The sequence below is a fragment of the Streptomyces sp. NPDC002577 genome (assembly GCF_053594815.1).
In genome coordinates this window covers 216,199-240,425 of sequence record NZ_JBSFWK010000008.1, presented here as the reverse complement: position 1 = coordinate 240,425, position 24,227 = coordinate 216,199, and the positions used below count along the sequence as shown (strand labels likewise).

The following is a 24,227-nucleotide window of genomic DNA, read 5'->3' as shown; positions in this document are numbered from 1 at the left end:
GGGGATCACGGGAGTCGTCGGCCGTCAGCCCTTGCCGAGCAGGCGCCAGATCTGGTTCTTCTTGGTGCTCAATGCGCTTGCGGGATCACAGGTCCACTGGTGGATCAGGGCGCCGGGCGATGTGGAGACGTTGCTGACGTCGACGCACTTCCCGCTGTGCACGGCGACCAGCTGGTAGTCCTTGCTGTTGCCCAGCGCGCTGACCGGGTTGAGCGTGAACTGCTGGTTGGTGCCCGAACCGCAGGTGTACTGGATGACGGCGGCGCCGTCGGCGGTGGACGCACCGGAGACGTCCAGGCACTTGCCGCTGAGCTCGTTGACGATGTTGTAGGTGTTGGTCTTCCCCGCCACCGGCTTGAGGTCGAGCATCTGCTGGTAGCCACCCTCGCAGTTCCACTGGTGGTACTGGGTGTTGTTGGCGGTGCTCAGGTTGGTGTCGTCCAGGCACTGCCCGCTGTTCTCGCTGACCGCGACCGTCGAGACGGTGGTGTTGGACGGGGGCAGCAGGGTGACGGTGTAGCCGTCCTTGGCGTTGCTCCAGGGGAGGCTCACCGAGGCGGCGTTGTTGCTGACGGTCAGGGTGGTGTCGGAGATCGTCTCGGGTCCGGCCACCGCGGCGCCGTTGTTGTACGGGACGCGTTGGACGACCGCGCGGACCTGGCTGTTCTCCACCACCGATGTCGTGTTGAGGCCGGTGAGGTTGACGGTGACGGTGCCGGTGTTGCCGCTGCTGCCGAGCAGGATCTTGGCGTTCTTGGCGCTGTTGTCCTTGGTGGCCAGGCCGTCGGTGCCGGCGCCGGGGATCAGGTTGACGATGTTGCCGCTCTGGGAGCCGTAGTAGCGGTACATGAACCACTCGCCGAGCGGCAGGTACTGGCCGGCGCTGTTCTTGGTGAGCAGGTTGGCCTCGTAGTCGTGCAGGCCGGTCCCGGAGGCCCAGTTGCCGCGCAGGCCGTCGGCGCCGGCGCGCTCCAGGCGGCCGATGAACCAGGCGCCGCCGCCCGGGGACTGCATGGACAGGGTGGCGTATTCGTTGATCTGGTACGGGCGGGTGTTGGTCAGGCCCGCCGCGGAGAGGGTGGAGTTGGCGCGGCCGACGTCGGTGGCCGGGTCGCCCGGCTCGTCGTGCCAGCTGTAGATGTCCGGAGCGACGTTGTTGGCCTTGACGTAGTTCAGATACGTGGTCCACCAGGAGTTGGACGCGTTCGGCTGGCCCGCGGTACTGGGGCCGACGATGAGCTGGTTCGGGAAGGCGGCCCGGACACGGGCGTAGAAGCGCGACCACATCTGCAGGTACTGCGCCTGCGACGGCTTCCAGAAGCCGCTGCCGTCGGGCTCGTTCCACAGGTCCCATTCGACGGTCATGTTGTTGGCTTTGACGTCGCCTATGAGCTGGGTGACGAAGTTGTCGAACTGCGTCCAGTCACCGTTGTCGCCCGGCCAGCCCTGGTTGGTGGTGCCGTCCGCGCCCCACAGGTCGTGCGGGAGGATGACGAAGGTGCCGCCGAGGGCAGCGGTCCGCTTGTACTGGGCGAGGGTCGAGTTCCAGCGGGTCTGGTAGTCGGCGAGGCTGGTGGCGTAGCCGCCGCTGTTGAGCTGTGCGCCGCCGGCCCGCATGAAGTGCCACTTGATGTCCTTGAAGAAGTGGTCCTGCGGCAGCGAGCCGTCCGGCGTCATCCCGTAGATCATGCCGGAGGCGTGGTACGTCGGGGCGCCTCCGGCGGTGGCGAAGTCGACGGTGACGCTGGTGTCCGCGGCCTGGGAAGGGGCGGCGGGCACCAGGGTCGAGGCCAGGGCGGCCATGAGGACGGCGACGGACGAGACGGCTCGGCGCCTGGTGCGCGTCGTGGGTCTGGGGAGGGGCGACTTCATTGCGGCTCCTGGGGAAGGAGGATGGACCGGGACCCGAACGGTCCCGGGGCTCTGGGGAGACGGCCGGTCAGCGGCCGTCTCGGTGCGCGTGCGCTTCCGCGAGGAGGAGGTAGCTGCTGGCGGTCCAGGTGTAGGCGCGGTCGCGCAGTCCCGTTCCGGTGAGGGCGTCGAAGTTCTCGGCGAAGCCGTGGGTTTCGCACAGGGCGCGGAAGCGCGCGCTGATGTCGTCCGCCAGCCGGTGGTGGCCGGCGCGGCGAAGGCCGTCCTCGATGAGCACGGTGGCGGGGGCCCAGATCGGGCCGCGCCAGTAGCCGTCGGCGAGGTAGTGCGGTGATGTGGTCAGTTCGGTGGCGAGGCCGTACGGCGTCAAGTGGGCCTTGACGCGGTCGGCCAGCGCACTGCTGACATCGCCGGGCAGGTGCTCACCCAGCACGATGGGCATCAGGTCGAGGAGACTGGCGCTGCTCCAGGTGTCGCCGGTGCCGACGCCCCGGGCGACGAACCTGTCTCCGGTCCAGAGCTGCTCGAGGAGCGCCGTCTGCATCTCCTCTGCTGCCCGCGTCCATCGGCGCGCCTCGTCCGGCCTGCGCAACTCCATGGCGAGATCCGCGAGTTCACGCATCTGGAGAACGAGGAAGGCCGCAAGGTCGGCGGTGGCGACAACCCGCTCGGGGTCGAAGGTCGTGGCGTTGTCCCAACCGCTGTCGTTGCCGTGCTGGTAGTAGGCCAGTTCGGCGCCGGGGGCTCGCCGTGCGGTGAGCCAGAAGTCCGTCCAGCGCTCCAGCCGCCCGTATGCCTCGGCCAGTTCGTCCCGGCTGGGAGGCGTCGGCAGCCGGCGACGCAGGCGGCCGAAGGCCCAGCCGTGGATGGGCGGTTTGACGAAGTTGTAGAGGACCTCGGAGTGGGTGACGGAATCGGGCAGGGCGCCGCTGTCGTCCTGATGGTCGAAGGGCAGGGTGAACTGGTCCAGTGCCAGTTCGGGGCATCCGGGGGCGAGGGCAAGGGCGTTGAAGCAGTGATCCCAGCTCCACACCTTGTCCATCCAGTGCTTGGACATCAGTACGGCAGGCCTGGTGACCAGGCCCGTCGGCCGTACGGTCGCCGACCAGACGACGTAGGCGGCGAGTTCGGCCGCGGGAGTGGCCGACGAGCGCCACGGGGCCACCGCGTCGACGAAGTCCGCGAACCCGCCCCGTACCGACTCCACGATGTCGTCGAAGGTCGCCGAGGACGCGTACGGCGGGCGAGAAGTATCGAGTTCCTCGATTGCGATCTCCCAGGCACCGTCCGCTTCCGCGGTCATCGTGAGACAGCGGCCGCCGCTGCCGAGGGCCTGGGCTCCGGCGGTGTCGGCGACGATGCCGGACAGGATGGTGACGCGGTAACGTCGTCCGGTCTCGTACGACGTGAACATGTGCGCGCCGGCTGCCGGGTCGTGGAAGAAGTACGTTCCGCTGAACGGGGTCAGGGCCTGCGAGGCCGCCGAGACGCTCATGCCCAGGCCGCTGCCCCGCAGGCGTACGGTGTCCGGCGACTCGTAGGCGAGGTCGACCTGCCCGGCCGAGCCGATCCAGCTGAGCAGTCCGGGTGCCGCCGCGACGCGGGTCTCGGCGCGGTCGCCTGTCGCCGTGTCCAGGGGGACCAGGCGCAGGACGGCGTGCATGCCGTTCTGGTGCGAGACGAGGTGGAAATCTTCGGCGTAGGTCTTCTCCCCCACCACGGGCGAGATGTCGAACCAGGATCCGTGTGTGCTGAACGGGATGTCGTGGACGGAGAAGGCCGGGCCGGATCGGGCGGCGGTCATGAAGCGGGACTCGTTTCTCGAGCAGGGGGCACCGGCCGACTGGCGCCCAGCCGGGTCGGTCGTGAGGGGATGGGGGGACTCAGTCCTTGACCGCACCGGCGGTCACGCCGGCGGCGACGTAACGCTGAGCGAGGACGAGGATCACCGCGGCCGGCAGCGAGGCCACGACGGCGGTCGCCATGATGGCGTTCCACTCCTGGTTGTTGTTGCCGATGTAGTGGTAGATGCCCAGAGTGATCGGCTCGTGGGCCCCACCGTTGACGAGGGTGCTGGCGAAGACGAAGTCCGACCAGGACCACAGAAAGGCGAACAGGGACACCGTCACGACGGCGTTGCGGCTCATCGGCAGGACGATCGACCAGAACGTGCGCAAGGAGCCGGCGCCGTCCGTCTTCGCCGCCTGCAGCAGTTCGCTGGGGATCCCGGACATGAACGCGGTACAGATGAGAACCCCGAAGGGGACGGCCAGGGTGGAGTCGGCGACGATAAGGCCGGGGACCGACTGGAGCAGGCCGAGACTGAGGTAGATGGCGTAGAAACCCATCGCCATGATGATGCCGGGGATCATCTGGGCGGCCAGCAGGACGAAGCTCAGGACGCCGCCGCCGCGCGGGCGCAGCTTGGCCAGGGCGTAACCGGCGGGTGCGGACAGGGCGACGGTCAGGACGACGGTGCCCAGGCCGATGACGAGGCTGGTGCCGAGGTAGGGCAACTGCTCGTCGAGGACGGTGCGGTAGCCGGCCAGGGTGCCGTGGATCGGCAGCAGGTCCGGCGGGCTCTTGCGCATGTCCTGGTCGCGGGTGAGGGAGACGTTGAGCATCCAGTAGACCGGGAAGAGCATGACCGCCGTCAGCGCAAGGCCGACGGCCGTCTTCCACCAGGTGGTCCGTCCCCGACGAGGTCGCGGCGTGGTGGCGAGGGGTGTGATCGCGGTGGTCATGAGGTGTCCTGCTTCCGCTGAACTCTGACGTAGACCAGGCCGAACACCAGGGCGGCGACGACGAGCAGGTTCCCGACGGCCGCACCAGGACCGAATGCCGGCAGAAGGTTGCCGAAGCCGAGCTGATAGGACCAGGTGGCGAAGGTGGTGGACGATTCCGCCGGGCCGCCCTTGGTCATGATCCAGATGATGTCGAAGACCTTGAGGGTGTAGACGAGGCCCAGCAGGAGCGTGATCGCGGACACCGGACGCAGCAGCGGGAAGGTGATGCGCCAGAAGCGCTGCCAGGCGTTGGCTCCGTCGAGGGATGCCGCCTCGTACAGGCTCGTGGGGATGGACTGCAGGCCGCTGTAGAGCACGACCAGGTTGAACGGGACGCCGATCCAGATGTTCGCGATGATCACCGAGGTCAGGGACCACGACGGCGAGGTCAGCCAGTTCACCGGGTCGATGCCGATGGCGTGCAGGGCGGCGTTGACGACACCCGAGTCACTGTTGAGCATCCACGACCAGGTCGAGGCCGACACGATCAGCGGCAGCAGCCAGGGCACCAGGAAGAGGGCGCGCAAGGTGGCCGACAGCCGGAAGTGCTGGTTGAAGAAGACCGCGAGGGCCAGTCCGATGGCGTACTGGAAGACCAGGCTCACGGCGGTGAAGACCACGGTGTGGAGCAAGGCCGGGGCGAAGGTGGGGTCGTCGAAGACCGTCTGGTAGTTCTTCAGGCCCGTGAAGGGCGCGTCGTCGTGGACGAAGGAGCGAACGGTGTAGTTGCGGACGCTGAGGTCGATGTTGCGGTAGAGCGGATAGGCGTAGAAGAGGGCGAGGTAGAGGGTCACCGGGGTGAGGAATCCCCAGGCGGCCCACTGCGTGGAGGTGGACCGGCGGCATTTCCTGGTGCGGGCCGGGGGCGGGGCGGCGATGGCCGCCCCGTTCCGGGCGCCCACGGACCGGTGGTCCGACAGCTGCGTGGTGTGGTTCATCTGTGGTCCGGGGAATCCTGGCTACTGTGCAGCGGACTGGGCCGCGGACAGCGCATCCTTGGGCGACTTGGTCCCGCTGAGGGCGGACTGGACGGCCTTCCACAACTGCTCGGAGATCTTGGGGTACTTGGTGCCCAGGTCGTCACTGGTGCGCCCCTTGGCCGCCTTGACCGCGTCGACCCAGGGCTTCAGCTCGGGGTTCGCCGCCACCTGCTTGTCCTGGACCTCGCTGGTGGGGGCCACGTAGGACAGGGTGGTGTCGGTGTCGTACAGGTTCTGGGTGCTGGTCAGGCAGGTCGTCAGCTTCTGGGAGGTGGCGTAGCGGCCGGTGTCGTCCTGGACCGGGATGGTGACGAACTCGCCGCCGGTCGGGGCGGCGGCGTTGCCCCCCGTGGCGGCGGGGACGGGCAGGACGCCGTACTCGAAGCCGGCCTTCTCGGCACCTGCGAGCTGCCAGGTGCCATTCTCCGCGAAGGCGTAGTCGCCGCTGGCGAACTCCTGCCAGCTGGTGGTCTGGGTGTTGTTGAGCACCGAGTTCGGGGCGTAGCCCTGCTTCAGCCAGTCCTTCCACAGGGACAGCGCGGATGCGGCCTGGGCGGAGTCGAGTTCGGTCAGCTCGGCGCCCGCGCCCCAGAACCACGGCAGGAACTGGAAGCTGCCCTCCTCCGTGCCGATCGCGGAGAAGGTGATGCCCTTCTTGCCCGCCTTCTTGACCTTCGCCAGCGCCGCCGTCAGCGACTTCCAGTCCTTGACCGAGGCGACGTCCACCCCGGCGTCCTTCAGCACCTTCTTGTTGTAGTAGAGGGCGAGGGTGTTGGCGCCGATCGGTGTGCCGTACGTCTTCCCGCCCGACTGGCCGGCCGCGAGCAGGTTGGGGTCCACCTTCGCGGTGTCCAGCTTGTTGTCGTCGGTCGTGGTGAGCACTCCCGCTTCGGCCAGGGTGGACACCACAGGGTTGTCGACGATGAGCACATCCGGGGAGTTGCCCTGCTGTGCCGCCAGCAGCGTCTTGTTGGCCAGGTCGCTGGTGTCGAAGCCGGTCCGCTTGATCTTCACGCCGGCCTCGGTGCCGCACTTGTCCAGCAGCTTCGTCCAGGCCGAGTCCGTGGCGAACTGCGGGTAAGGGTCCCAGATGGTGTACGTGCCGCTGCCGGCGTCCTTGGCGTCGGTGCTGCCCGAACCGGAGGAGCAGGCGGTGCCGACGACGGCGACGACGGTCGCCAGGGCCGCGGCGGCAAGGAGCCGTCTGGAGAAGTTGTGCATTGCGGGTTCCTTCGCTCTTTGGCACAGGGGTGCCGTGGGAGGGGTGACGAGGGGGATGCGGGCACACCGAACGCGGCGGTGAGGGGACGAGGTGCCCGGTACGGGGGGTGGGAGGCGGAAAAAACGGGGCCGTGACGTGATGGGCAGTCAGGAATCCGGGGAGAGGCCCGCGTCCGGGGCCTCCACCGGGGGCGTGCCGGTGACGGGCCCGGTGCTGGCCCGCAACGAGATCGGCGGCGCGAGAAGGTGGTGCCGGGCAGGCGCGTCGGGATGGTCGAGCCGCTCGACGAGCAGGTCGACGGCGCGACGGCCCATCTCCACCGCCGGTACGTCCGCCGCCGTGAGCTGCGGGGTCACCGTCTCCGCCCATCGGCCGGCCACGACACCGGTGACGGAGAAATCGCGCGGCACGTGGCGGCCCGCCTGCGCGAGCCCTCGGTAGAGGCCGCCCAGCGCGGCCTCGTTCAACGTGACCAGGGCAGTCGTGGCCGGGTCGTCGCGCAGGATCCGCTCCAGGCATGCCTGGCCCGACGCGGCATCGTCCCCCGAGCAGTACGTCCTCACCATCAGCCCGCGCTCGGCCGCGGCCTTGGTGAACCCGTCCAGTCCCCGGTGCGCGGACTCGTATCCCGCCCGCAGGAGCTGCTCGGGCCGGTTGACGAACGCGACCCTGCGGTGGCCCAGGTCCGCGAGGTGGTGGACGCACGCCTCCACCAGCGCGGTGTGGTCCAGGCCGACCCACCAGCCGCCGTCCGGATGGGCGGTGCGGCCGATGGCGACAGAGGGGAAGTCCAGTGAAGCCAGGTGATCGACCCGGTCGTCCTCCAGTCTGATCTCCATGAGGATCGCCCCGTCGACCCTCCGCTCCCCCAGCAGCCGCTGGAACGAGCGGTCACTGTCCACGCCGCTCGGTGACAGCAGCACGTCGTAGTCGTAGGCCGCGGCGGCCTCCACCACGCTGCCGATGAAGTCCAGCTGCATCCCGGTGTAGTGGTTCCCGGCCGGCGGAAACACCAGGCCGATCGTCCTGGTCCGGCCGTTGGCCAGGGCACGCGCGCTGGCGTTGGGCCGGTAGCCCAGCTCGTCGATGACCTCCTGGATCTTCCGGCGTGTGTCGTCCGACACGGGACGCTTGCCGCTCAGCGCGTAGGACACGGTGCTCCGCGAGACGCCGGACCGCCGAGCGATCTCACCGATGTTCACGTGGAACTCCTTGCTCGAACCGGTTCGATACAGCGCGAGGAGCAGACCGCCGGTCGCTTAGATGCTGGGGTGAGGAAGAGGTGACTACCGGTCATCGAACCGGTTCGCGTGAAGTGAAGGTAGGAACAAGCCTGACGGTTGTCAACACCTCACCCAGCGCTTCTCGTAACGCCCCTGGAACCCGGACGTACAGACACATCTCCTTGCGTCGGAGGTATTGCTGGGGGAATTCCCCGGTGCTAACTTCCTCCGAACCGGTTCGACATGCCAGGCGTTCCGGCTCCCCATCAGGAGCAGCCGGACGGCACTGAAGCCCTGAGCCCGAACGGCATCACCTCGTGAATTGATGGTGCCCGTACGACTCGGCCGAATCGAACCGGTTCGACCTGCCCTCGGCGAACAAGCAGCACCAAACCACGGAGACTGAAACCACGGAGACTTAAAGTGCGACGAAGAAGGAAGAAGAACGACGGCGCCCGGTGCCGCGGTCGTCCTGCGTGGCTCTACTCCGGCCCACACCCGCGCAAGATGGACGCGGTCACGTCGTCGAGCCCGTGCTGGCCACCTCCGGCGGCAGCATGCCGCTCGCTGCCTGCCCTTCGCCGATCAGTTCGAGGAGCTGCTCGGACCAGCGGTGGGAGGTCGCGCCCAGCGCCTCCGATACCTCCGGGCCGTGCTTGACCGAGAACATCAGGTCGAGCAGCACGGCGTTGGCGACGGCCAGGCCCACGTAGGCACGGGCCACGGACTCCAGCCGCTCGGCGAACGACTCGCCGACGCCGAGGACGTCCAGCAGTGCCTGCTCGTCCTTGAAGCGGCGGCTCGGTACGGCGTGACTGACGCCGAGGTCGCGGGCGAGCTCGCGCAGCGACAGGGCGGTCGGGCCTTATTCTCCGAGTGTCTGCTCGGCACGGGTCAGCAGGTGGCGCGGAGGTCTCCGTGGCGACAGGCGCGAGGGCGCGGCTGCCCACCTGGGTCAGATGCCCTCTGACTCAGGTCACTGGCCCCCTGCTGCGGACAGCGCGCTCGATCTCGGCGACACGGGCCGCGAGCCCGGCCGCCTCGGTGTCCCCGCAGCCGCGCAGCAGCGCCTCGGTTCTGGAGAGCAGCTCAGCGACCTCCCCGAGGCGGTCTTCGGATGGTGCCGAGTCGGTCCACAGGCGCCGCAACTCCGCTGCCTGGTCGGCGAGTTGGCGGTTCTTGCGGTGCATTTCCAGGAAGACGCCGACCTTGGTGCGCAGTACCCAGGGGTCGATGGGTTTGGTCAGGAAGTCGGCGGCGCCGATCGCGTATCCCCGGTAGGCGAAGTCGGAGTCGGCGTCGGTGCCTGTCAGCAGGATGATGGGGACGTCCTTGGTCTGGTCGAGGCGCTTGATGTTGGCGGCGGTCTCGAAGCCGTCCATTCCCGGCATCAGGACATCGAGGAGGACGACGGCGAAGTCCTGCCGCAGCATCGCCTTCAGCGCCTCTTCGCCGGAGCGGGCCCTGGTGATCTGCTGGTCGAGCGGGCTGAGGACGGCCTCCAGGGCGACCAGGCTCTCCTCCATGTCGTCGACGATCAGGATGCCGCCCTTGTCGGATGCGCTGGAGATCATGCCGTCCCCTGTCCCGACCGTCCTGACTGTCCTGACTCGCCTGACGAGTCGGTGTCCTCATCGGTCCCGGCGCTGTCAGCGGTCCCGTTTTCGGCCTGCGTGTCTTCCGCGGTCGTGTCCGCGGTCGTCTCCGTCTCGCAGGGCAACTCGAGCAGGTCGCATATGGAGGACAGCAGGTTGTCGACGTCCACGGGCTTGGGTACGTAGTCGTCGGCACCGCTGTCGAGTGCCTTCTCGCGGTCGCCCGGCATGGCCTTGGCAGTCAGCGCGATGATGGGCAGGGTGGCGAGGCGTGGTGTGTTCCTGATGGCCCGGATGGTCTCGTAGCCGTCCATCTCCGGCATCATCACGTCCATCAGGACCAGGGAAACGTCGGGGTTGCGGTGGAGGGCGTCCAGGCCTTCTCTGCCGTTCTCCGCATACTTGACGGTCATGCCGACCCGGCCCAGCACATGGGTGAGCGCGAAGACGTTGCGGATGTCGTCGTCGACGATGAGGATGCGGCGCCCGGCCAGCACGCGGCGGGCCCGTCCCGACTGCCACTCGTCCAACCGCGAGAGCTCCGGCCAGCCGTCGTCGCGGCCCTCGGGGCTGTCCCAGCGCGTAGCCCTGATCAGGTCGTCCGCGTCGCCGGACACGCTGCTCTGCGCGTCGTCGGTGGTGGCGGGCGGTGGGACGGGAACGTCCGGGATGGGGAGTGCGGTCGGCACGTCGGCTTCGACGGCTTCCGGGTCTGATGAGTCGGGCGCGGGGGCGACACCCTTGTAGCGCGAAGGCAGGTACAGGGTGAAGCAGGAGCCGACGCCGACTTCGCTCTCGGCGACGATCCGGCCGCCGAGCATTCCGGCGATCTCCCGGCTGATGGACAGGCCGAGCCCAGTGCCGCCGTACTTGCGGCTGGTGGTGCCGTCGGACTGCTGGAACGCCTCGAAGATCACGGACAGTTTCTCGGGCGGGATGCCGATACCGGTGTCCGTTACGGAGAAGGCGATCACCGTGTCCGCCTCGCGCAGCGTCTCCTCGGCGAACTCCACTCCGGCCGCCTGCTCGACACGCAGCTTCACACCTCCGGACGAGGTGAACTTGAGGGCGTTGGAGAGCAGATTGCGCAGGATCTGCTGGACGCGCTGCTCGTCGGAGAACAGCTCGTTCGGCACGTTCTCGTCGACGGCTATGTCGAAGGACAGGCCGCGGTCCATGGCCAGCGGCCGGAAGGTGGCGTGGACGTAGTCCAGCAGCTTCATCATCGGCAGTGTCCGCGGCCGGACGTCCATCCGGCCCGCCTCGATCTTCGACAGGTCGAGTATGTCGTTGATCAGCTGCAGCAGATCGGAGCCGGAGCGGTGGATGGTGCTGGCGAAGTGCACCTCCTGCGCGGACAGCCGGCCGTCGGGATTGTCGGCGAGCAACCGGGCCAGGATGAGCAGCGAATTGAGCGGCGTGCGCAGCTCGTGCGACATGTTGGCCAGGAATTCCGACTTGTACTGAGACGCGGTCGCCAGCAGGGCCGCCTTGTCCTCCAGCTCCGCGTTGGAGCGCTGGAGTTCGTTCGAGCGCTGGCGCAGCTCGGTGGTCAGCCGTTGGGATTCGGACAGCAGCGACTCGGTACGGGCGTTGGCGATGATGGTGTTGATCGAGACACCGATGGTGTTGACGAACTGGTCGATGAAGGCCAGATGAACCTCGCTGAACCCGCTGAAGGAAGCAAGTTCGATCACTCCGAGTACCTGGTCCTCGAAGAGGATCGGCAAGATGACGACGCTTGCCGGAGCAGCGGCGCCCAGCCCGGACTTGATGGTGATGTAGTCCCGCGGGACGTTGTTGATGAGGATGCGCTTCTTCTCCAGGCCCGCCTGGGCGATCAAGCCGCTGCCACACGTCCCCGAGCCCGGCAGTGGTTCGGTGCCCTCCTGGTCGGTGCCGTATCCGGCGATGAGCTTGAGACCCTCTCCCGCACGGGCGCCGGGAGCGGCGAGGAAGAAGGCGCCGAACTGGGCGTTGACCAGCGGAGTGAGCTCGCGAAGGATCAGGTCGGCGACCTCGACCAGGTCACGGTGTCCCTGCATGAGGGAGGCGATGCGCGCCAGGTTGGACTCCAGCCAGTCCTTGGCCCGCGTGGTCTCCCGCAGGTTGGCCACCATGAGGTTGACGTTGTTCTTCAGCTCGGCGACCTCGCCCTGCGCCTCGACCGAGACGGAACCCGTCAGATCACCCTGGGTCACCGCGGACGCCACCTCGGCGATGGCCCGCACCTGGGTGGTCAGGTTCAGAGCGAGTTCGTTGACGCTGGTGGTCAGCCGTTTCCACGTGCCGTACACGCCCTCGACCCGGGCCTGACCGCCCAGCCGGCCCTCGCTGCCGACCTCGCGGGCGACGCGGGTCACCTCGGCGGAGAACGAGGACAGCGTGTCGACCATCGTGTTGATGGTGGTCTTCAGCTCCAGGATCTCGCCGCGGGCGTCCACGTCGATCTTCTTGGACAGGTCGCCCTGGGCGACGGCGGTGGCGACCTGGGCGATGTTGCGCACCTGGGACGTCAGGTTGTCCGCCATGAAGTTGACGTTCTCCGTCAGGTCCTTCCACACGCCCGAGACGCCGGGCACCTGGGCCCGGCCGCCCAGCTGTCCCTCGGTGCCGACCTCGCGCGCCACGCGCGTGACCTCGTCGGCGAAGGCCCGCAGCTGCTCGACCATCGTGTTGACGGTGTCCTTCAGCTGCAGGATCTCGCCGCGGGCGTCCACCGTGATCTTCTTCGACAGGTCTCCGTTGGCCACCGCGGTCGTGACCTGGGCGATGTTGCGGACCTGGGACGTCAGGTTCAGGGCCATGAAGTTGACGTTCTCCGTCAGGTCCTTCCACACCCCGGACACGCCGCGGACCTGCGCCTGGCCGCCCAGGTTCCCTTCGGTGCCGACCTCGCGGGCGACTCGGGTCACCTCGTCAGCGAACGCGGACAGCCGGTCCACCATCGTGTTGATCGTCGACTTCAGCTCCAGGATCTCGCCCTTGGCCTCCACGTCGATCTTCTTGGACAGGTCGCCCTGGGCGACGGCGGTGGCGACCTGGGCGATGTTGCGCACCTGGGACGTCAGGTTGTCCGCCATGAAGTTGACGTTGTCCGTGAGGTCCTTCCACACCCCGGACACGCCGCGTACGTGCGCCCGGCCGCCCAGCTCGCCCTCGGTGCCGACCTCACGGGCCACACGTGTGACCTCGTCGGCGAAGGCGGACAGCTGGTCGACCATGGTGTTGACGGTGCTCTTCAGCTGGAGGATCTCGCCGCGGGCGTCCACGGTGATCTTCTGCGAGAGGTCGCCGTTGGCCACTGCCGTGGTGACCTGGGCGATGTTGCGCACCTGCGAGGTCAGGTTGGACGCCATGAAGTTGACGTTGTCCGTGAGGTCCTTCCACACCCCGGACACGCCACGGACCTGCGCCCGGCCGCCCAGCTCGCCCTCGGTGCCGACCTCACGGGCCACACGCGTGACCTCGTCGGCGAACGCGCGCAGCTGGTCGACCATCGTGTTCACGGTCAGCTTCAGCTCCAGCAGCTCGCCCGTGGCCTCGACCGTCACCTGCTGGGTGAGGTCCCCACGAGCGACCGCGGTGGTCACCACGGCGATGTCCCGCACCTGAGCCGTCAGCCGTGACGCCATGGTGTTGACCGCCTCGGTCACATCGCGCCAGTCGCCGGACAGTCCCTGCACTTTCGCCCGGCCGCCGAGGCGGCCCTCGGTGCCGACCTCTCGGGCGATCCTGGTCAGCTCTCCGGTGAACAGTGCCAGTTGGTCCACGGTGAGGTTCACACCGCTTCCCAGCCGTCGCAGATCACCGCGCAGCTCACGGCTGCCGTCGTGCAGGTCCACGCGCTGCGTGAGATCCCCCGCCGCTATCGCGTCCAGCACCCGCGTGGCGTTGGAGACCTGGCCTGCCAATGCGTCCACCAGCTGGTTCGCCGCGTCGACGCCCGTTGTCCACGCCCCTTGGCCAGGACTCGCCGTGAGCCGCTCGTCCAGCCTCCCGTGCCGCAACACCTCGCGGCGTACCCGCTGCAGTTCCGTGGTCAGGTGGGCGTTCCGGGTCACGAGCTGATTGAAGACCCCGGCCATTTCACCGACGAGACCTTCGCTGGCACTGTCCGCACGTACGGTGAAATCGCCGTCGCACAGCGCATGCATTGCCGCCAGCAAGGAGCGCAGGCCGCCCGCTCTCACTTTTTCCTCACCCGCCGGGAAATCGGGCCGGGGGCTGTATTCGTCGGGTCGGGGGCCGTATTCGGAGGATCGCCGGACCTCGGAGGAGTCGACCGCCGTCGCACTCCGCTCGGCGTGGGCGAGATCTTTTCGCGTGGGGTCAAACGTCATTGCATCGTCTCTTACATGATCATTTACACACCCAGGTTTGTCATAATATTGCACCGAAAAGTCCGATATGCCTAAAGCCTGAGGAATTATTTTCGTGGGAGCGCCGTCGCCGATCTCGGATGAGTCGGACGAGTCCGCCTCGTGCATCACACTGCCCGGAAGCGTCCACTCTCCCGCCGCCGCACGCGATTTCATCCGCACCGCGCTCTCCACACCGGCCGCGACAGCGGTTCTCGGCCCCCGCACGGCAGGTGACCGGCTGGTCGAGGACGCCATGCTCCTGGTGAGCGAGCTGGTCACCAACGCCGTCCTGCATGCCGGCACCCCCGTCGAGGTCACCTGCCGCACAGTGGCCGATGATCCGGGCATCGTCATCGAGGTGGCGGACCTCCATCCGGCCAGCGCGGTGCACAGCGTCCCGGACACCCCGCGGCGCGGTCGCGGGCTCCAGCTGATCGGCGTACTCGCCGAATCCTGGGGCGTGACGTACGAGCGCACCCGCAAGATCGTCTGGCTCCGGCTGAACGCTGCCGCATACCGACCCGAAGAAGACGCCGTCCCCGCCAGCACACTGGGCAGCGAACTGCGCTTCGCCGAGGCCCTCGCCCCGGCCCCGACGCGGGACCGCCGCCACCAGACCGCCGAGTGGGTCGACCGGAGCGGTGCCTCGTTCCTCGCAGAAGCCAGCGAGCTCCTCGCCGGACAGCTCGACGAGCACATGGTCGCCGCCCTCGCGGGCCAGCTGCTGGTGCCCCGGCTCGCGGACTGGTGTGCTGTATGGCTGAGAACCGAGAGCGGCAGGCTGCGGCTCTCCCGCGTCTGGCACACCGACGAACGCCGGATCGACGCACTGCGCATCGCACTGGAGAGCCGCCCCCTGCCATCCGGGCTCGACCACGCCGGCACCCCCTGGCCCTGGCCCGGCCTCCCGGACATCCCCACAGCCGCCGGCTCCGCGCTGGCCTTCCCGCTCGTCGCCCATGGCCGCGATCAAGGGGTGCTGCTGCTCGGCCGTACGGACGTCGCACAGCTGACCAACGGCGTGGTGCGTCTCCTGGAGGACGTGGCACGGCGAGTGGCCCAGGCCATGGCCACAGCCCGGCAGTACACCCGACAGGCGGCCATCAGCCTGGCGCTGCAGCGCCGGCAGTTGCCACCGTCCCTGGCCCGGATACCCGGCGTCGACACCGCGATCGTCTACGAGCCGCACGGCGAGGGCCTCACGGTCGGCGGTGACTTCTACGACCTGTTCCCGATGCGCGAGAGAGGCTGGTGTTTCCTGCTCGGCGACGTGTGCGGCAGTGACCCGGAGGCGATGTCGATCACCGGTCTGGCCCGCCACCTCGTCCGCTTGCTGGCCCGCGAAGGCCATGGTGTGGAGTCGGTACTCACCCGGCTCAACGAGGCGCTGGTCGAGGAGGACGCCGAGGCAGCGGAGGTCGACGGCGAGCAGGCCATGCCGCGCTTCCTGAGCCTGCTGTACGGCGAGTTGGAGCCCGAATCCGGCACGGGCGGCGCGAGCTGCAGGGTGGCCAGCGCAGGGCACCCGCCACCCCTTCGGCTGACCGCCGACGGTTCCGTGGTCACTGCGGCTTCCCCCCAGATCCTGCTCGGCATCGACCAGGACTACGACTTCCACGCGGACACCTTCCTCCTCGCGCCCGGTGAGACGCTGCTGTGCGTCACCGATGGCGTGACCGAACGACGCTGCGGAAAGCGGCAGCTGGACGACGACAACGGCCTGGCCGACATCCTGCGTGGCTGCATCGGCCTGGGCGCCCAGGCTGTCGCCGAACGGATCAGGCAGGCGACTCACGACTTCAGCCCCGAGCCGATCGAGGACGACGTCGCCATCCTCGTGCTCGAGGCGGTTCCAAGCGTGGGGACGGACCCGTTGGACGCGCCTCGCGCGGCCATCGTGCCCTGAGCAGACCGGCTCCCGCGCGCCCGCCGCCTACGACCCGCCGCCTACGGCTCGCCGCCGAAGAAGCCGGACTTCAGGTCCCCGATGATGGCGTCGAGTGGATGCCCACTCACGATGAACGGCCCACTCCACGGCGCGGTGAGCGCGAAGAGCAACGCCAGGCTCAGCCCGACCACACTCGCGATGCCCACGACGAGCAGTGACGTTCGCAGGCTGCAGCGGAAGACGAGTGCGCCGGCGTTCACGATCAAGGCCAGTCCGCTGGCCACAAGCGTGACGACGTAGAGCACGGGAACGTCGCGCGAGGCGGCCGCGACGCGGGCGCGACGACTACTGGTGACGCTGTCCAGGGAAAGCAGCAGCTCCGAGCTCGCCGGGGCACCCAACTCGGGCCGGGCCGCCTCGGCGCGCACGCTCCGCTCCAGCCGGGCGATAGCGCGAGCGGTGGCGGGGTCGTCACCGGACGCCGCTGCCGCACCCTGCCATTCCCTGCCGCGCGTGGTCTGCAGGTAGTCCAGCAGTGCCGCATGGATCGGCGCCGACTGGACGCGCGGACTTGTCGCCGCCCACGCCAGGCGGGAGGCTGCGGCCGCCTCGTCGCTCACCAACCCCTCTGCTGCGCGCAAGTAGCCGGCCTCGCTGGCCAGTGAGAGTGCCGCAAAGATCGCGAAGGCAGCGCCGAGTGTGGGCATCAGGGGCGTGGCGATCTGCGGCACCCGGTCCTGTTCCCCGACCGGCACGAGCGCCCGGACGCCGACCCGCGCCAGGGCCGCGACCAGCAAGGCAAGGAAGAGCCAGCCCACAACCAGCGCTACCGCCGGCAACGAGGTCAGCCAGTTCACCACATCACCTACAGCGTGTTCCCACGAGCGTCACACGGCGGCGAAACATCGGCCCCGCGACCTGGAGCTCCTCGTCGATCACCTTCAACGAACGCTCCATGATCACAGCCCGAAGACCTCCGATGCTCGCGACGCCCGGCACGGCACCTCACTTCGTTGGCCGAACGGCCGAGTACGGCCCAACAGACCGATGACCTGTCAGGAGGGTCGCGTCCTGGGAACCCGCACCGGAGAGCAACGCAACGTGGGTCTTCAGCAATCCGGAGCGGGTGAGCACGGATGACCAGCAGCCCTGCCGACGTACCCAACCCCCCGACGGCCGACGCCGGCAACAGCAACAGTCCCCCCGTCTCCCGTCAGGAGTTCGACGCCCTCTTCAAGGCGGTCCGTACGTGGGGCCGCTGGGCCCCGGCCGACCGCGGTGCCTGGAACCGTGTGACCCCGGAGCATGTACTGCGCGCCACCGCCCGGGTGCGCGCCGGAACCGTCGTCCCGATGGCGCTCGCCTGGAACACCCGGCCCGGACCGGACAACCGCAAGCCCGCCCTGCACCACATGACGGACCTGGGCGACGTGGAGGCCCCTGAACCCTCCACCCACAAGGACTTCATCGCCGTCGACTACCACGGCAAGGGAGTGACCCACCTCGACGCGCTGTGCCACATCGCGTACCGCGGGCTGCTCTACGACGGCCGGAAGGCGCGCGCGGTCGTCGGTGCCGCAGGTGCCCGCTTCGGCGCGGTGCCGGCGCTCGGCCCGCTCGTCACAAGGGGCGTACTTCTCGACCTTCCCGCCGTGCTGGGCGTCAAGTGGCTGGAGCCGGGGCAAGCGGTGCACGCCAAGGACGTCATCGCCGCGGAGAAGGCCCTCGAGGTGAGGATCGGCGAGGGCGACGCGGTGCTGCTGCGCTCCGGCCACGCCCGCCGCCGCGCGGAACTCGGCGCCTGGAACTCCGACGAGGCGAGTGCCGGCTTCCATGTGCGCGCCGTACCGCTGCTGGCCGAGCGCGGCATCGCCCTGCTCGGCGGCGACGGGGACAGCGACGTACGGCCCTCGCCGGTCGAGGGGGTGCACTCTCCCGTCCACGTGCTCACCATGACCGCGATGGGGGTGCCGCTGCTGGACAACCTCGACCTCGAGCCACTCTCCGCCGCCACCGCCGAGGCGGGCCGCTACGAGTTCCTGCTGGTCGTGGCGCCGCTGAACGTCCCAGGCGGTACGGGTTCGCCCGTCAACCCGGTCGCGGTCCTGTGACACGGTCTTGCTGCCTGGACCCCTGGACCGCATACAGGCTCGCATCCGGAATATCAAGGGAGCTATTACTCTTATCCCACTTAATGCGGCGTTATCGTCGAAGAGCGGACTTTTCCGAGGGTGGGTAGGTGGCGAATCGTGGTCCGGTCCGGTGAGGAGTCGCTCCAGATGGGGCGTGCGGTGGGTGACACGGGGCCCGCGCGTTTCCGTGAGCGGTTCCTGCAGGGTGAGCCGGTCGAAGCGGGGGTGCGAGGCCAGATCCTGAATTCGTGGGAGCGCTGCCGCTCTCTGGGCCTGTCGCCGGACCGGTCCGATCTTCCGTTTCGGCAGGATTTCGATTCGGACGGGCGGCTCGTGCGGGCGGCTCGTCCTGTGCTCGACCGGCTGCAGCGCAGGTTCGCGGGCAGCAAGATGAACATCTCCCTCGCCGACGGATCCGGGACGGTGCTTCAGCGCCGCTTCGGAGAGTCGTCCATGGCCCAAACCCTCCCGGCGATCCAGACCGTCCCGGGATTCGTGTTCGCCGAGCAGTTCGGCGGCACCAACGGCATCGGCCTCGCACTCGCGGAAAGGCGCCATGTTCAGGTCTACGGCGCCGAGCACTTCTCCGAACGCGGTCAGTGCAGCGCCTGCTCCGCCCTTCCCGTCCGCGATCCGCTCAGCGGGCGCATCGAGGGCATCCTGTGCTTCGGCTATCCGCGCAGCGCCGCGGACCCCGGGCTGCACGCCGTCATACGCAGGGCGGCCGCGGCCATCGAACGACGGCTGCTGGAGGAGAGCTCGGCCCGCGAGCGCGGCTTGCTGGAGGCCTACCTCGATGCCGGACGCCGCGTGCGGACCGGGGAACCGCCGGGCATGGGGCGTATCCAGGGAATCGGGAGTACTCAGGGGATCGGGAGTGCTCAGGGGCAGACCATCCAGACCATCGGGGCGGACGAACTGGCCCGGAGCCTGGACCGGAGGGATCAGAGGGTCCTCCAGGAGAAGGCCGCCGAGCTGATCTCCCTGGCGCAGCGGGGCGCCGTCGAGGTGCCCCTGTCCAACGGTCGGCGGGTCACTCTCGTGAGCCGTCTGATGACGAGCCCGTCCGGTGTGGAGGGCATCGCCGTCGAGGCCGTTGTCCCCAGCGACGCCCGTCAGCAGTACCTCGCCGTACCGCACCAGCCGTACCGGGCCCACGAGCCCCTCAGGTTCCAGACAGAGCAGGTCCCCACCCCCTCCCCCGCGCACACCCCCACCGTCCCCGTCGCCCAGCCGCTCACCGTCCCCGCCGAGCATGGCACCGTCCGCGCGCCCCTCGCCCCCGTCCCCCCGACGCCCGCGCACATGCCCGGCGCCGTGCCCGGCGGCCGGGGCGCTGCTGCCGCACGCCAGGCTGCCACTGGCCAGGCAACGGGCAAGGCCTACGGGGCCCCTTCACACACCGCCGACGGCAGGTTCACGGACGGCAGCCCCGACGGCACGCCCGCAGAGGAGCGGGGCTGCACCGCCGACGGCGTCTCCACAGGCCTGGTGATGGTCGGCGAGCCCGAAGTGGGCAAGTACGCCCTGGCCGCACGCCGCCGCCTGGAACTGCTGTCCGAGGCCAGCACCCGCATAGGCACCACCCTGGATGTGCGCCGCACCGCGCAGGAGCTCGCCGAGACGGCCGTCCCCCGGCTGGCCGACTTCGTCACCATCGACCTGCCCGAGGCCGTGCTGCACGGCGACGAGGCCGCCGACCCCCGCACCGACCTGCACCGTACGGTGGTCCACGGCATCCGCGACGACCTCCCCTTCTCGCCGGTCGGCAAGCGGGTCGACTTCGGCCCGACCGCACCGCAGGCACGGTGCCTGAGCAGCCGGCAGGCGGTGCTCGAACCCGATCTCAAGGCTGCCGCCGGCTGGCTCGCCCAGGATCCCGAGCACACCGATACGCTTCTCGAGCACGTGCACTCGCTCGTCGCCGTGCCTCTGCTCGCCCGCGGCGTGGTCCTGGGGATCGCCACCTTCTACCGCTCGCAGGACCCCGCCCCCTTCGGCGACGACGACCGTTCGCTGGCCCAGGAACTCGCGAACCGTGCCGCCCTGTGCATCGACAACGCCCGCCGCTACACCCGCGAACACACGATGGTCCTGGCTTTGCAGCGGAGCCTGCTCCCGCACGGCATGCCCGACCAGGACGCCGTCGAGGTCGCCCACCGCTATCTGCCGGCCGAGTCCGGGGTGGGCGGCGACTGGTACGACGTCATCCCGCTCTCCGGTGCCCGCATCGCACTCGTCGTCGGCGATGTCGTCGGCCATGGAATGCACTCCGCCGCCACCATGGGGCGACTGCGTACCGCCGCCCGCAACTTCGCCGAACTCGACTTCACCCCGGACGAGGTCCTCACCCACCTCGACAACCTCGTGGTGCGCCTCGACCGGGAGGAGGGCGGCGAGGAGGACGACCGCGTCATCGGCGCGACGTGCCTGTACGCCATCTACGACCCCGCCTCGCAGCAGTGCACCATGGCCCGCGCGGGCCACCTCCCGCCCGCGCTCCTCCACCCCGACGGCACCGTGGTCTTCCCCGATCTGCCCGCCGGCCCCCCTCTCGGACTGGGTGGTCTCCCTTTCGAAACCGCCGAGATCCACGTCCCCGAACACAGCCAGCTGGTCCTCTACAGCGACGGGCTCGTCGAGGACCGCCACCGCGATCTCGACACGGCCTTCGACCTGCTGCGCGAAGTCCTGGAGAGCTGCCCGGACCGCTCGCCCGAGGACACCTGCCAGGCGGTCCTGGACGCCGTGGCACCCGCACACCCCGGCGACGACATCGCACTGCTCGTCGCGCGCACCCACGCCCTGGACTCCCACCGGATCGCCACGTGGAACCTGCCCGCCGACCCGGCCCGCGTACGCGAGGTCCGCGCCGCGGCCGCCGAACAGCTCACCGAGTGGGGCCTGGACGAGGCCGCGTTCACCGCGGAACTGCTGCTCAGCGAGCTGGTGACCAACGCCGTCCGCTACGGTGCCGGACCCATCCAGGTACGACTGATCCACGACCGCACCCTGATCTGCGAGGTCTCCGACACCAGCAGCACCGCCCCGCACATGCGCCGGGCGGCCGCCACCGACGAAGGCGGCCGCGGCCTGTTCCTCGTCGCACAGCTGGCCCAGGGCTGGGGCACGCGCTACACCCCGGACGGCAAGGTCATCTGGGCCGAGTGCGCACTACGAGGTGCACTGGGCGATCACGCATTCGACGTGCACTGACCGACCGCCGCCACCGACGACCGGCTACCGGTCAGCCGACGGTCGCCTGCAACCCACCACCGATACAACCCCACCGCTGCACACCACCACCGACCACTCCCGTCATCGATAGAGATCAACTGGCCCGTTGGAGTCACAGAGGACCGCGACATGCCGGAAATGCGGTAGAGGGTCCCACTAAAATCCCCGATGCAGTCGGGAAGAACGCTCTTCAGGCCTACCCCCGGAGAAGTCCGTGCATGACGCTCCCGACCCTCCCGGCGCCTCCACGGAGGCACCCGCGCACTTCGGTCCGGAACCCGGTGCGGACCTGCTGGTCCGTATACGCGGTCTCAGCAAGCGGTTCGGCGGGACTCGCGCGCTGGCCGGGGTCGACCTCGACATCCGGGGCGGCAGCGTCCTCGCCCTTCTCGGCCCCAACGGTGCCGGAAAGTCCACGCTCATCAAGGTGCTCGCCGGCATCCACCACGCCGACCACGGAGAGGTCACGGTGGCCGGGCACCCGCTCGGGACCGACGCCGCCTCCCGCAGCATGTCCTTCATCCATCAGGACCTCGGTCTTGTGGACTGGATGACGGTTGCCGAGAACATCGCCCTGACCACGGGGTATCCACGCCGCGCCGGGCTGATCTCGTGGGGGCGGACCCGGGAGCGCTGCGCCGGGGCTCTGCGGATCGTCGCCGGGCATCTCGACGCCGACGCCAGGATCGCCGACCTCGCCCCCGCCGAACGCTCGCTGGTCGCCATCGCCCGCGCCCTGGCGACACGGGCGAAACTCATCGTCCTCGACGAGCCGACCGCGAGCCTGCCCGCCGCGGACTGCGCCCGGCTCTTCGACGTACTGCACACCCTGCGCGACCGAGGGCACGGCATCCTCTACGTCACCCACCGCCTGGACGAGGTGTACAAGGTCGCCGACACGTTCGCCGTCCTGCGCGACGGCCGCCTCGTCAGCCAGGGCCCGCTGGCGGCCCACAGCCCCACCCGTCTGCTGCACGACATCGTGGGCCAGGAGTCGACCGGCTACCGGCCCGCGACCGTCCCCGCCGGCGGCCCGGCCGTACTGACCCTCGACGGTGTCCGGACCGCGGCGGCCGGGCCGGTGAGCCTGGAACTGCGCGCCGGGGAGGTCCTCGGCCTGGTGGGCCTCACGGGCGCCGGCCACACGGACCTGGGCCGCACGCTCGCCGGCTCCCGGCCGATCCTCGCCGGCCGGGTGCGTCTCGCCGGCCGGCCGTACAGCCCTCGTACGGTCGCCGCCGCCGTCAGCCTCGGTGTCGGCTTCGTGACCGGCAACAGACAGGAGGAGGGCTGCGCCGCCGAACTGACCGTACGGGAGAACCTCCTGGCCAACCCCCGCGCGGGCGGCCTGCCGGCACTGCGCTGGATCAGCCCGCGGCACGAGCGCGCCGAGGCCACCGCGCTGCTCGAACGGTTCGCGGTGCGCCCGCGCGACAGCGAGGCCCCGATCGCCACCCTGTCCGGCGGCAACCAGCAGAAGATCATGGTCGGCCGGTGGCTCCGGCCGGGCCTGCGCCTGCTGGTCCTCGAGGAGCCGACCGCCGGCGTGGACGTAGGGGCCAAGGCCGCGCTCTACCGCCTGCTCGACGACGCGCTGTCAGCGGGCCTCGCGGTACTGCTCATCTCCACCGACTTCGAGGAGGTAGTCGACGTGTGCCGGCGCGCCCTGGTATTCGTCCGCGGGACCCCGACAGCCGAGCTGACCGGTGCCGCCCTCACGGTCGCCGAACTCACCCGGGCGGCCTCGGCCATGCCCGCGCCGGGAACCACGCCCGATACCGGGCCCGGAACCACGCCCGGTGCCGGGCCCGGAACCGCGACGAGCCCATGACCACCGCCCCCTCGCCCCGATCCCGCTCGGCCCGCCTCGGCGAACACCTCGGACACCTCCTCGGCGCCTACGGCCTCGTGGCCCTGGCGGCCCTGCTCTTCCTGGTCTTCTCCCTCACCCTGCCGCAGACCTTCCCGACCCTGGAGAACATCTCTGCGATCCTGTCCAACCAGTCGATCCCCGCCCTCCTCGCGCTCGGTGCGATGGTCCCCATCGCGACCGGCAAGTTCGACCTCTCGATCGGATACGGCCTCGGCCTGGCGCACGTCATGGTGATGCAGCTCGTGGTCAACGGCGGGTGGCCCTGGCAGCTCGCCTGCCTCGCGGTGGTCCTCGGCGGGGCGGCGGTCGGCGTCCTCAACGGTGTCGTCGTCGAGTTCGGCCAGATCGACTCCTTCATCGCCACCCTCGGGACCGGCAGCATGATGTACGCCATCAGCGGCTGGGTCACCGGAGGCGGCCGGATCGTCCCCGGCCCCGAGGGACTGCCTACCGCTTTCACCGACATCTACGAGTCCACGTTCCTCGGCCTCCCGGTACCCGCCTTCTACGTACTCGCCCTCACCGCCGCCCTCTGGCTGCTGCTGGAGCGGCTGCCGCTCGGCCGGTACCTGTACGTCATCGGCTCCAACCCCCGCGCCGCCGACCTCGTCGGCATCCCCACCCGCAAGTACTCCGTCTACGCCTTCGCCACATCCGGACTGATCGTCGGCTTCGCCGGCGCCCTGCTCGCGGCTCAGCAGCAGATCGGCAACCCGAGCGTCGGCATCGACTATCTGCTGTCGGCCTTCGTGGGCGCCCTGCTCGGATCCACCGCGATCAGACCCGGCCGGCCCAACGCCATCGGGACGGTCGTCGCCGTCGCTGTCCTCGCCATCGGCCTCGCCGGCATCGGCCAACTCGGCGCCCAGTTCTGGGCGACCCCCCTGTTCAACGGCGCCACCCTGCTCATCGCCGTCGGCCTGTCCGGCTACTCGGCCCGCCGCCGACTACGCACGGGCGCCACCTCGTCCCCAGAACCACCAGCGGCGACCGGCGCATCCCCACCGAAGCGGGACGGCAGCCCAGGAGCCGCCCCATGACTGCGGCACCCCCGC

The 24,227-nt window shown here is 69.4% G+C and carries 15 protein-coding genes; 5 read left to right on the top strand and 10 right to left on the bottom strand.

Annotation, left to right across the window (positions count from 1 at the left end; genetic code table 11):
- Nucleotides 1–24: 24 nt before the first annotated feature.
- The 9 genes from ACWD4J_RS14720 to ACWD4J_RS14680 all read right to left on the bottom strand — a co-directional run bounded on the left by ACWD4J_RS14720 (nucleotide 25) and on the right by ACWD4J_RS14680 (nucleotide 13,835).
- Nucleotides 25–1,872, bottom strand: coding sequence for an RICIN domain-containing protein (locus ACWD4J_RS14720; RefSeq protein WP_451395726.1), 1,848 nt, complete (start codon nucleotides 1,870–1,872; stop codon nucleotides 25–27).
- Between the two features lie 67 nt (nucleotides 1,873–1,939).
- A complete protein-coding gene (locus tag ACWD4J_RS14715; protein ID WP_451395725.1) occupies nucleotides 1,940–3,676 on the bottom strand; it encodes an amylo-alpha-1,6-glucosidase in 1,737 nt (578 codons plus the stop codon).
- 79 nt (nucleotides 3,677–3,755) lie between these two features.
- Nucleotides 3,756–4,616 carry a carbohydrate ABC transporter permease gene (locus tag ACWD4J_RS14710; protein WP_451395724.1) on the bottom strand — a complete coding sequence of 287 codons (861 nt, stop codon included), beginning with the start codon at nucleotides 4,614–4,616 and terminating at the stop codon, nucleotides 3,756–3,758.
- Nucleotides 4,613–5,596: a carbohydrate ABC transporter permease gene (locus tag ACWD4J_RS14705; RefSeq protein ID WP_451395723.1), complete on the bottom strand. Its 984-nt coding sequence runs from the start codon at nucleotides 5,594–5,596 to the stop codon at nucleotides 4,613–4,615. Before ACWD4J_RS14705 ends, ACWD4J_RS14710 begins: the two co-directional genes overlap by 4 nt.
- 21 nt (nucleotides 5,597–5,617) lie before the next feature.
- Entirely contained in the window at nucleotides 5,618–6,859 is a 1,242-nt protein-coding gene (locus ACWD4J_RS14700; protein WP_451395722.1) for a sugar ABC transporter substrate-binding protein, read from the bottom strand.
- Between the two features lie 147 nt (nucleotides 6,860–7,006).
- Nucleotides 7,007–8,062 (bottom strand): LacI family DNA-binding transcriptional regulator, encoded by a 1,056-nt coding sequence (locus ACWD4J_RS14695; RefSeq protein WP_451395721.1) that lies wholly within the window; start codon nucleotides 8,060–8,062, stop codon nucleotides 7,007–7,009.
- A 538-nt stretch (nucleotides 8,063–8,600) separates the two neighbouring features.
- A complete protein-coding gene (locus ACWD4J_RS14690) occupies nucleotides 8,601–8,807 on the bottom strand; it encodes a hypothetical protein (RefSeq protein ID WP_451395720.1) in 207 nt (68 codons plus the stop codon).
- A gap of 247 nt (nucleotides 8,808–9,054) precedes the next feature.
- On the bottom strand, nucleotides 9,055–9,657 hold the full coding sequence (locus ACWD4J_RS14685; RefSeq protein ID WP_451395719.1) for a response regulator: 603 nt from the start codon (nucleotides 9,655–9,657) through the stop codon (nucleotides 9,055–9,057).
- A complete protein-coding gene (locus tag ACWD4J_RS14680; RefSeq protein ID WP_451395718.1) occupies nucleotides 9,654–13,835 on the bottom strand; it encodes a HAMP domain-containing protein in 4,182 nt (1,393 codons plus the stop codon). Before ACWD4J_RS14680 ends, ACWD4J_RS14685 begins: the two co-directional genes overlap by 4 nt.
- A 280-nt stretch (nucleotides 13,836–14,115) precedes the next feature.
- Here ACWD4J_RS14680 and ACWD4J_RS14675 point away from each other — a divergent pair, with 280 nt between their 5' ends.
- Entirely contained in the window at nucleotides 14,116–15,948 is a 1,833-nt protein-coding gene (locus ACWD4J_RS14675; RefSeq protein ID WP_451395717.1) for a SpoIIE family protein phosphatase, read from the top strand.
- Between the two features lie 41 nt (nucleotides 15,949–15,989).
- Here the strand turns inward: ACWD4J_RS14675 and ACWD4J_RS14670 are convergent, their stop codons facing one another.
- A complete protein-coding gene (locus ACWD4J_RS14670) occupies nucleotides 15,990–16,787 on the bottom strand; it encodes a bestrophin-like domain (RefSeq protein ID WP_451395716.1) in 798 nt (265 codons plus the stop codon).
- Nucleotides 16,788–17,066: 279 nt separating this feature from the next.
- Here ACWD4J_RS14670 and ACWD4J_RS14665 point away from each other — a divergent pair, with 279 nt between their 5' ends.
- The 4 genes from ACWD4J_RS14665 (at nucleotide 17,067) to ACWD4J_RS14650 (ending at nucleotide 24,212) form a co-directional block, all read left to right on the top strand.
- On the top strand, nucleotides 17,067–18,041 hold the full coding sequence (locus ACWD4J_RS14665) for a cyclase family protein (protein ID WP_451395715.1): 975 nt from the start codon (nucleotides 17,067–17,069) through the stop codon (nucleotides 18,039–18,041).
- A 168-nt stretch (nucleotides 18,042–18,209) separates the two neighbouring features.
- A complete protein-coding gene (locus ACWD4J_RS14660) occupies nucleotides 18,210–21,278 on the top strand; it encodes a SpoIIE family protein phosphatase (RefSeq protein WP_451395714.1) in 3,069 nt (1,022 codons plus the stop codon).
- Between the two features lie 235 nt (nucleotides 21,279–21,513).
- Entirely contained in the window at nucleotides 21,514–23,130 is a 1,617-nt protein-coding gene (locus ACWD4J_RS14655) for a sugar ABC transporter ATP-binding protein (protein ID WP_451395713.1), read from the top strand.
- Nucleotides 23,127–24,212 carry an ABC transporter permease gene (locus ACWD4J_RS14650; RefSeq protein ID WP_451395712.1) on the top strand — a complete coding sequence of 362 codons (1,086 nt, stop codon included), beginning with the start codon at nucleotides 23,127–23,129 and terminating at the stop codon, nucleotides 24,210–24,212. The genes ACWD4J_RS14655 and ACWD4J_RS14650 overlap by 4 nt, the downstream gene beginning before the upstream one ends.
- Nucleotides 24,213–24,227 lie beyond the last annotated feature (15 nt).

Bases quoted from the DNA above. Each gene is read 5' to 3' on its own strand.
- ACWD4J_RS14720 (WP_451395726.1), bottom strand. From the start codon at position 1,872: ATGAAGTCGCCCCTCCCCAGACCCACGACGCGCACCAGGCGCCGAGCC.
- ACWD4J_RS14715 (WP_451395725.1), bottom strand. From the start codon at position 3,676: ATGACCGCCGCCCGATCCGGCCCGGCCTTCTCCGTCCACGACATCCCG.
- ACWD4J_RS14710 (WP_451395724.1), bottom strand. From the start codon at position 4,616: ATGACCACCGCGATCACACCCCTCGCCACCACGCCGCGACCTCGTCGG.
- ACWD4J_RS14705 (WP_451395723.1), bottom strand. From the start codon at position 5,596: ATGAACCACACCACGCAGCTGTCGGACCACCGGTCCGTGGGCGCCCGG.
- ACWD4J_RS14700 (WP_451395722.1), bottom strand. From the start codon at position 6,859: ATGCACAACTTCTCCAGACGGCTCCTTGCCGCCGCGGCCCTGGCGACC.
- ACWD4J_RS14685 (WP_451395719.1), bottom strand. From the start codon at position 9,657: ATGATCTCCAGCGCATCCGACAAGGGCGGCATCCTGATCGTCGACGAC.
- ACWD4J_RS14680 (WP_451395718.1), bottom strand. From the start codon at position 13,835: ATGCATGCGCTGTGCGACGGCGATTTCACCGTACGTGCGGACAGTGCC.
- ACWD4J_RS14665 (WP_451395715.1), top strand. From the start codon at position 17,067: ATGACCAGCAGCCCTGCCGACGTACCCAACCCCCCGACGGCCGACGCC.
- ACWD4J_RS14660 (WP_451395714.1), top strand. From the start codon at position 18,210: ATGGGGCGTGCGGTGGGTGACACGGGGCCCGCGCGTTTCCGTGAGCGG.
- ACWD4J_RS14650 (WP_451395712.1), top strand. From the start codon at position 23,127: ATGACCACCGCCCCCTCGCCCCGATCCCGCTCGGCCCGCCTCGGCGAA.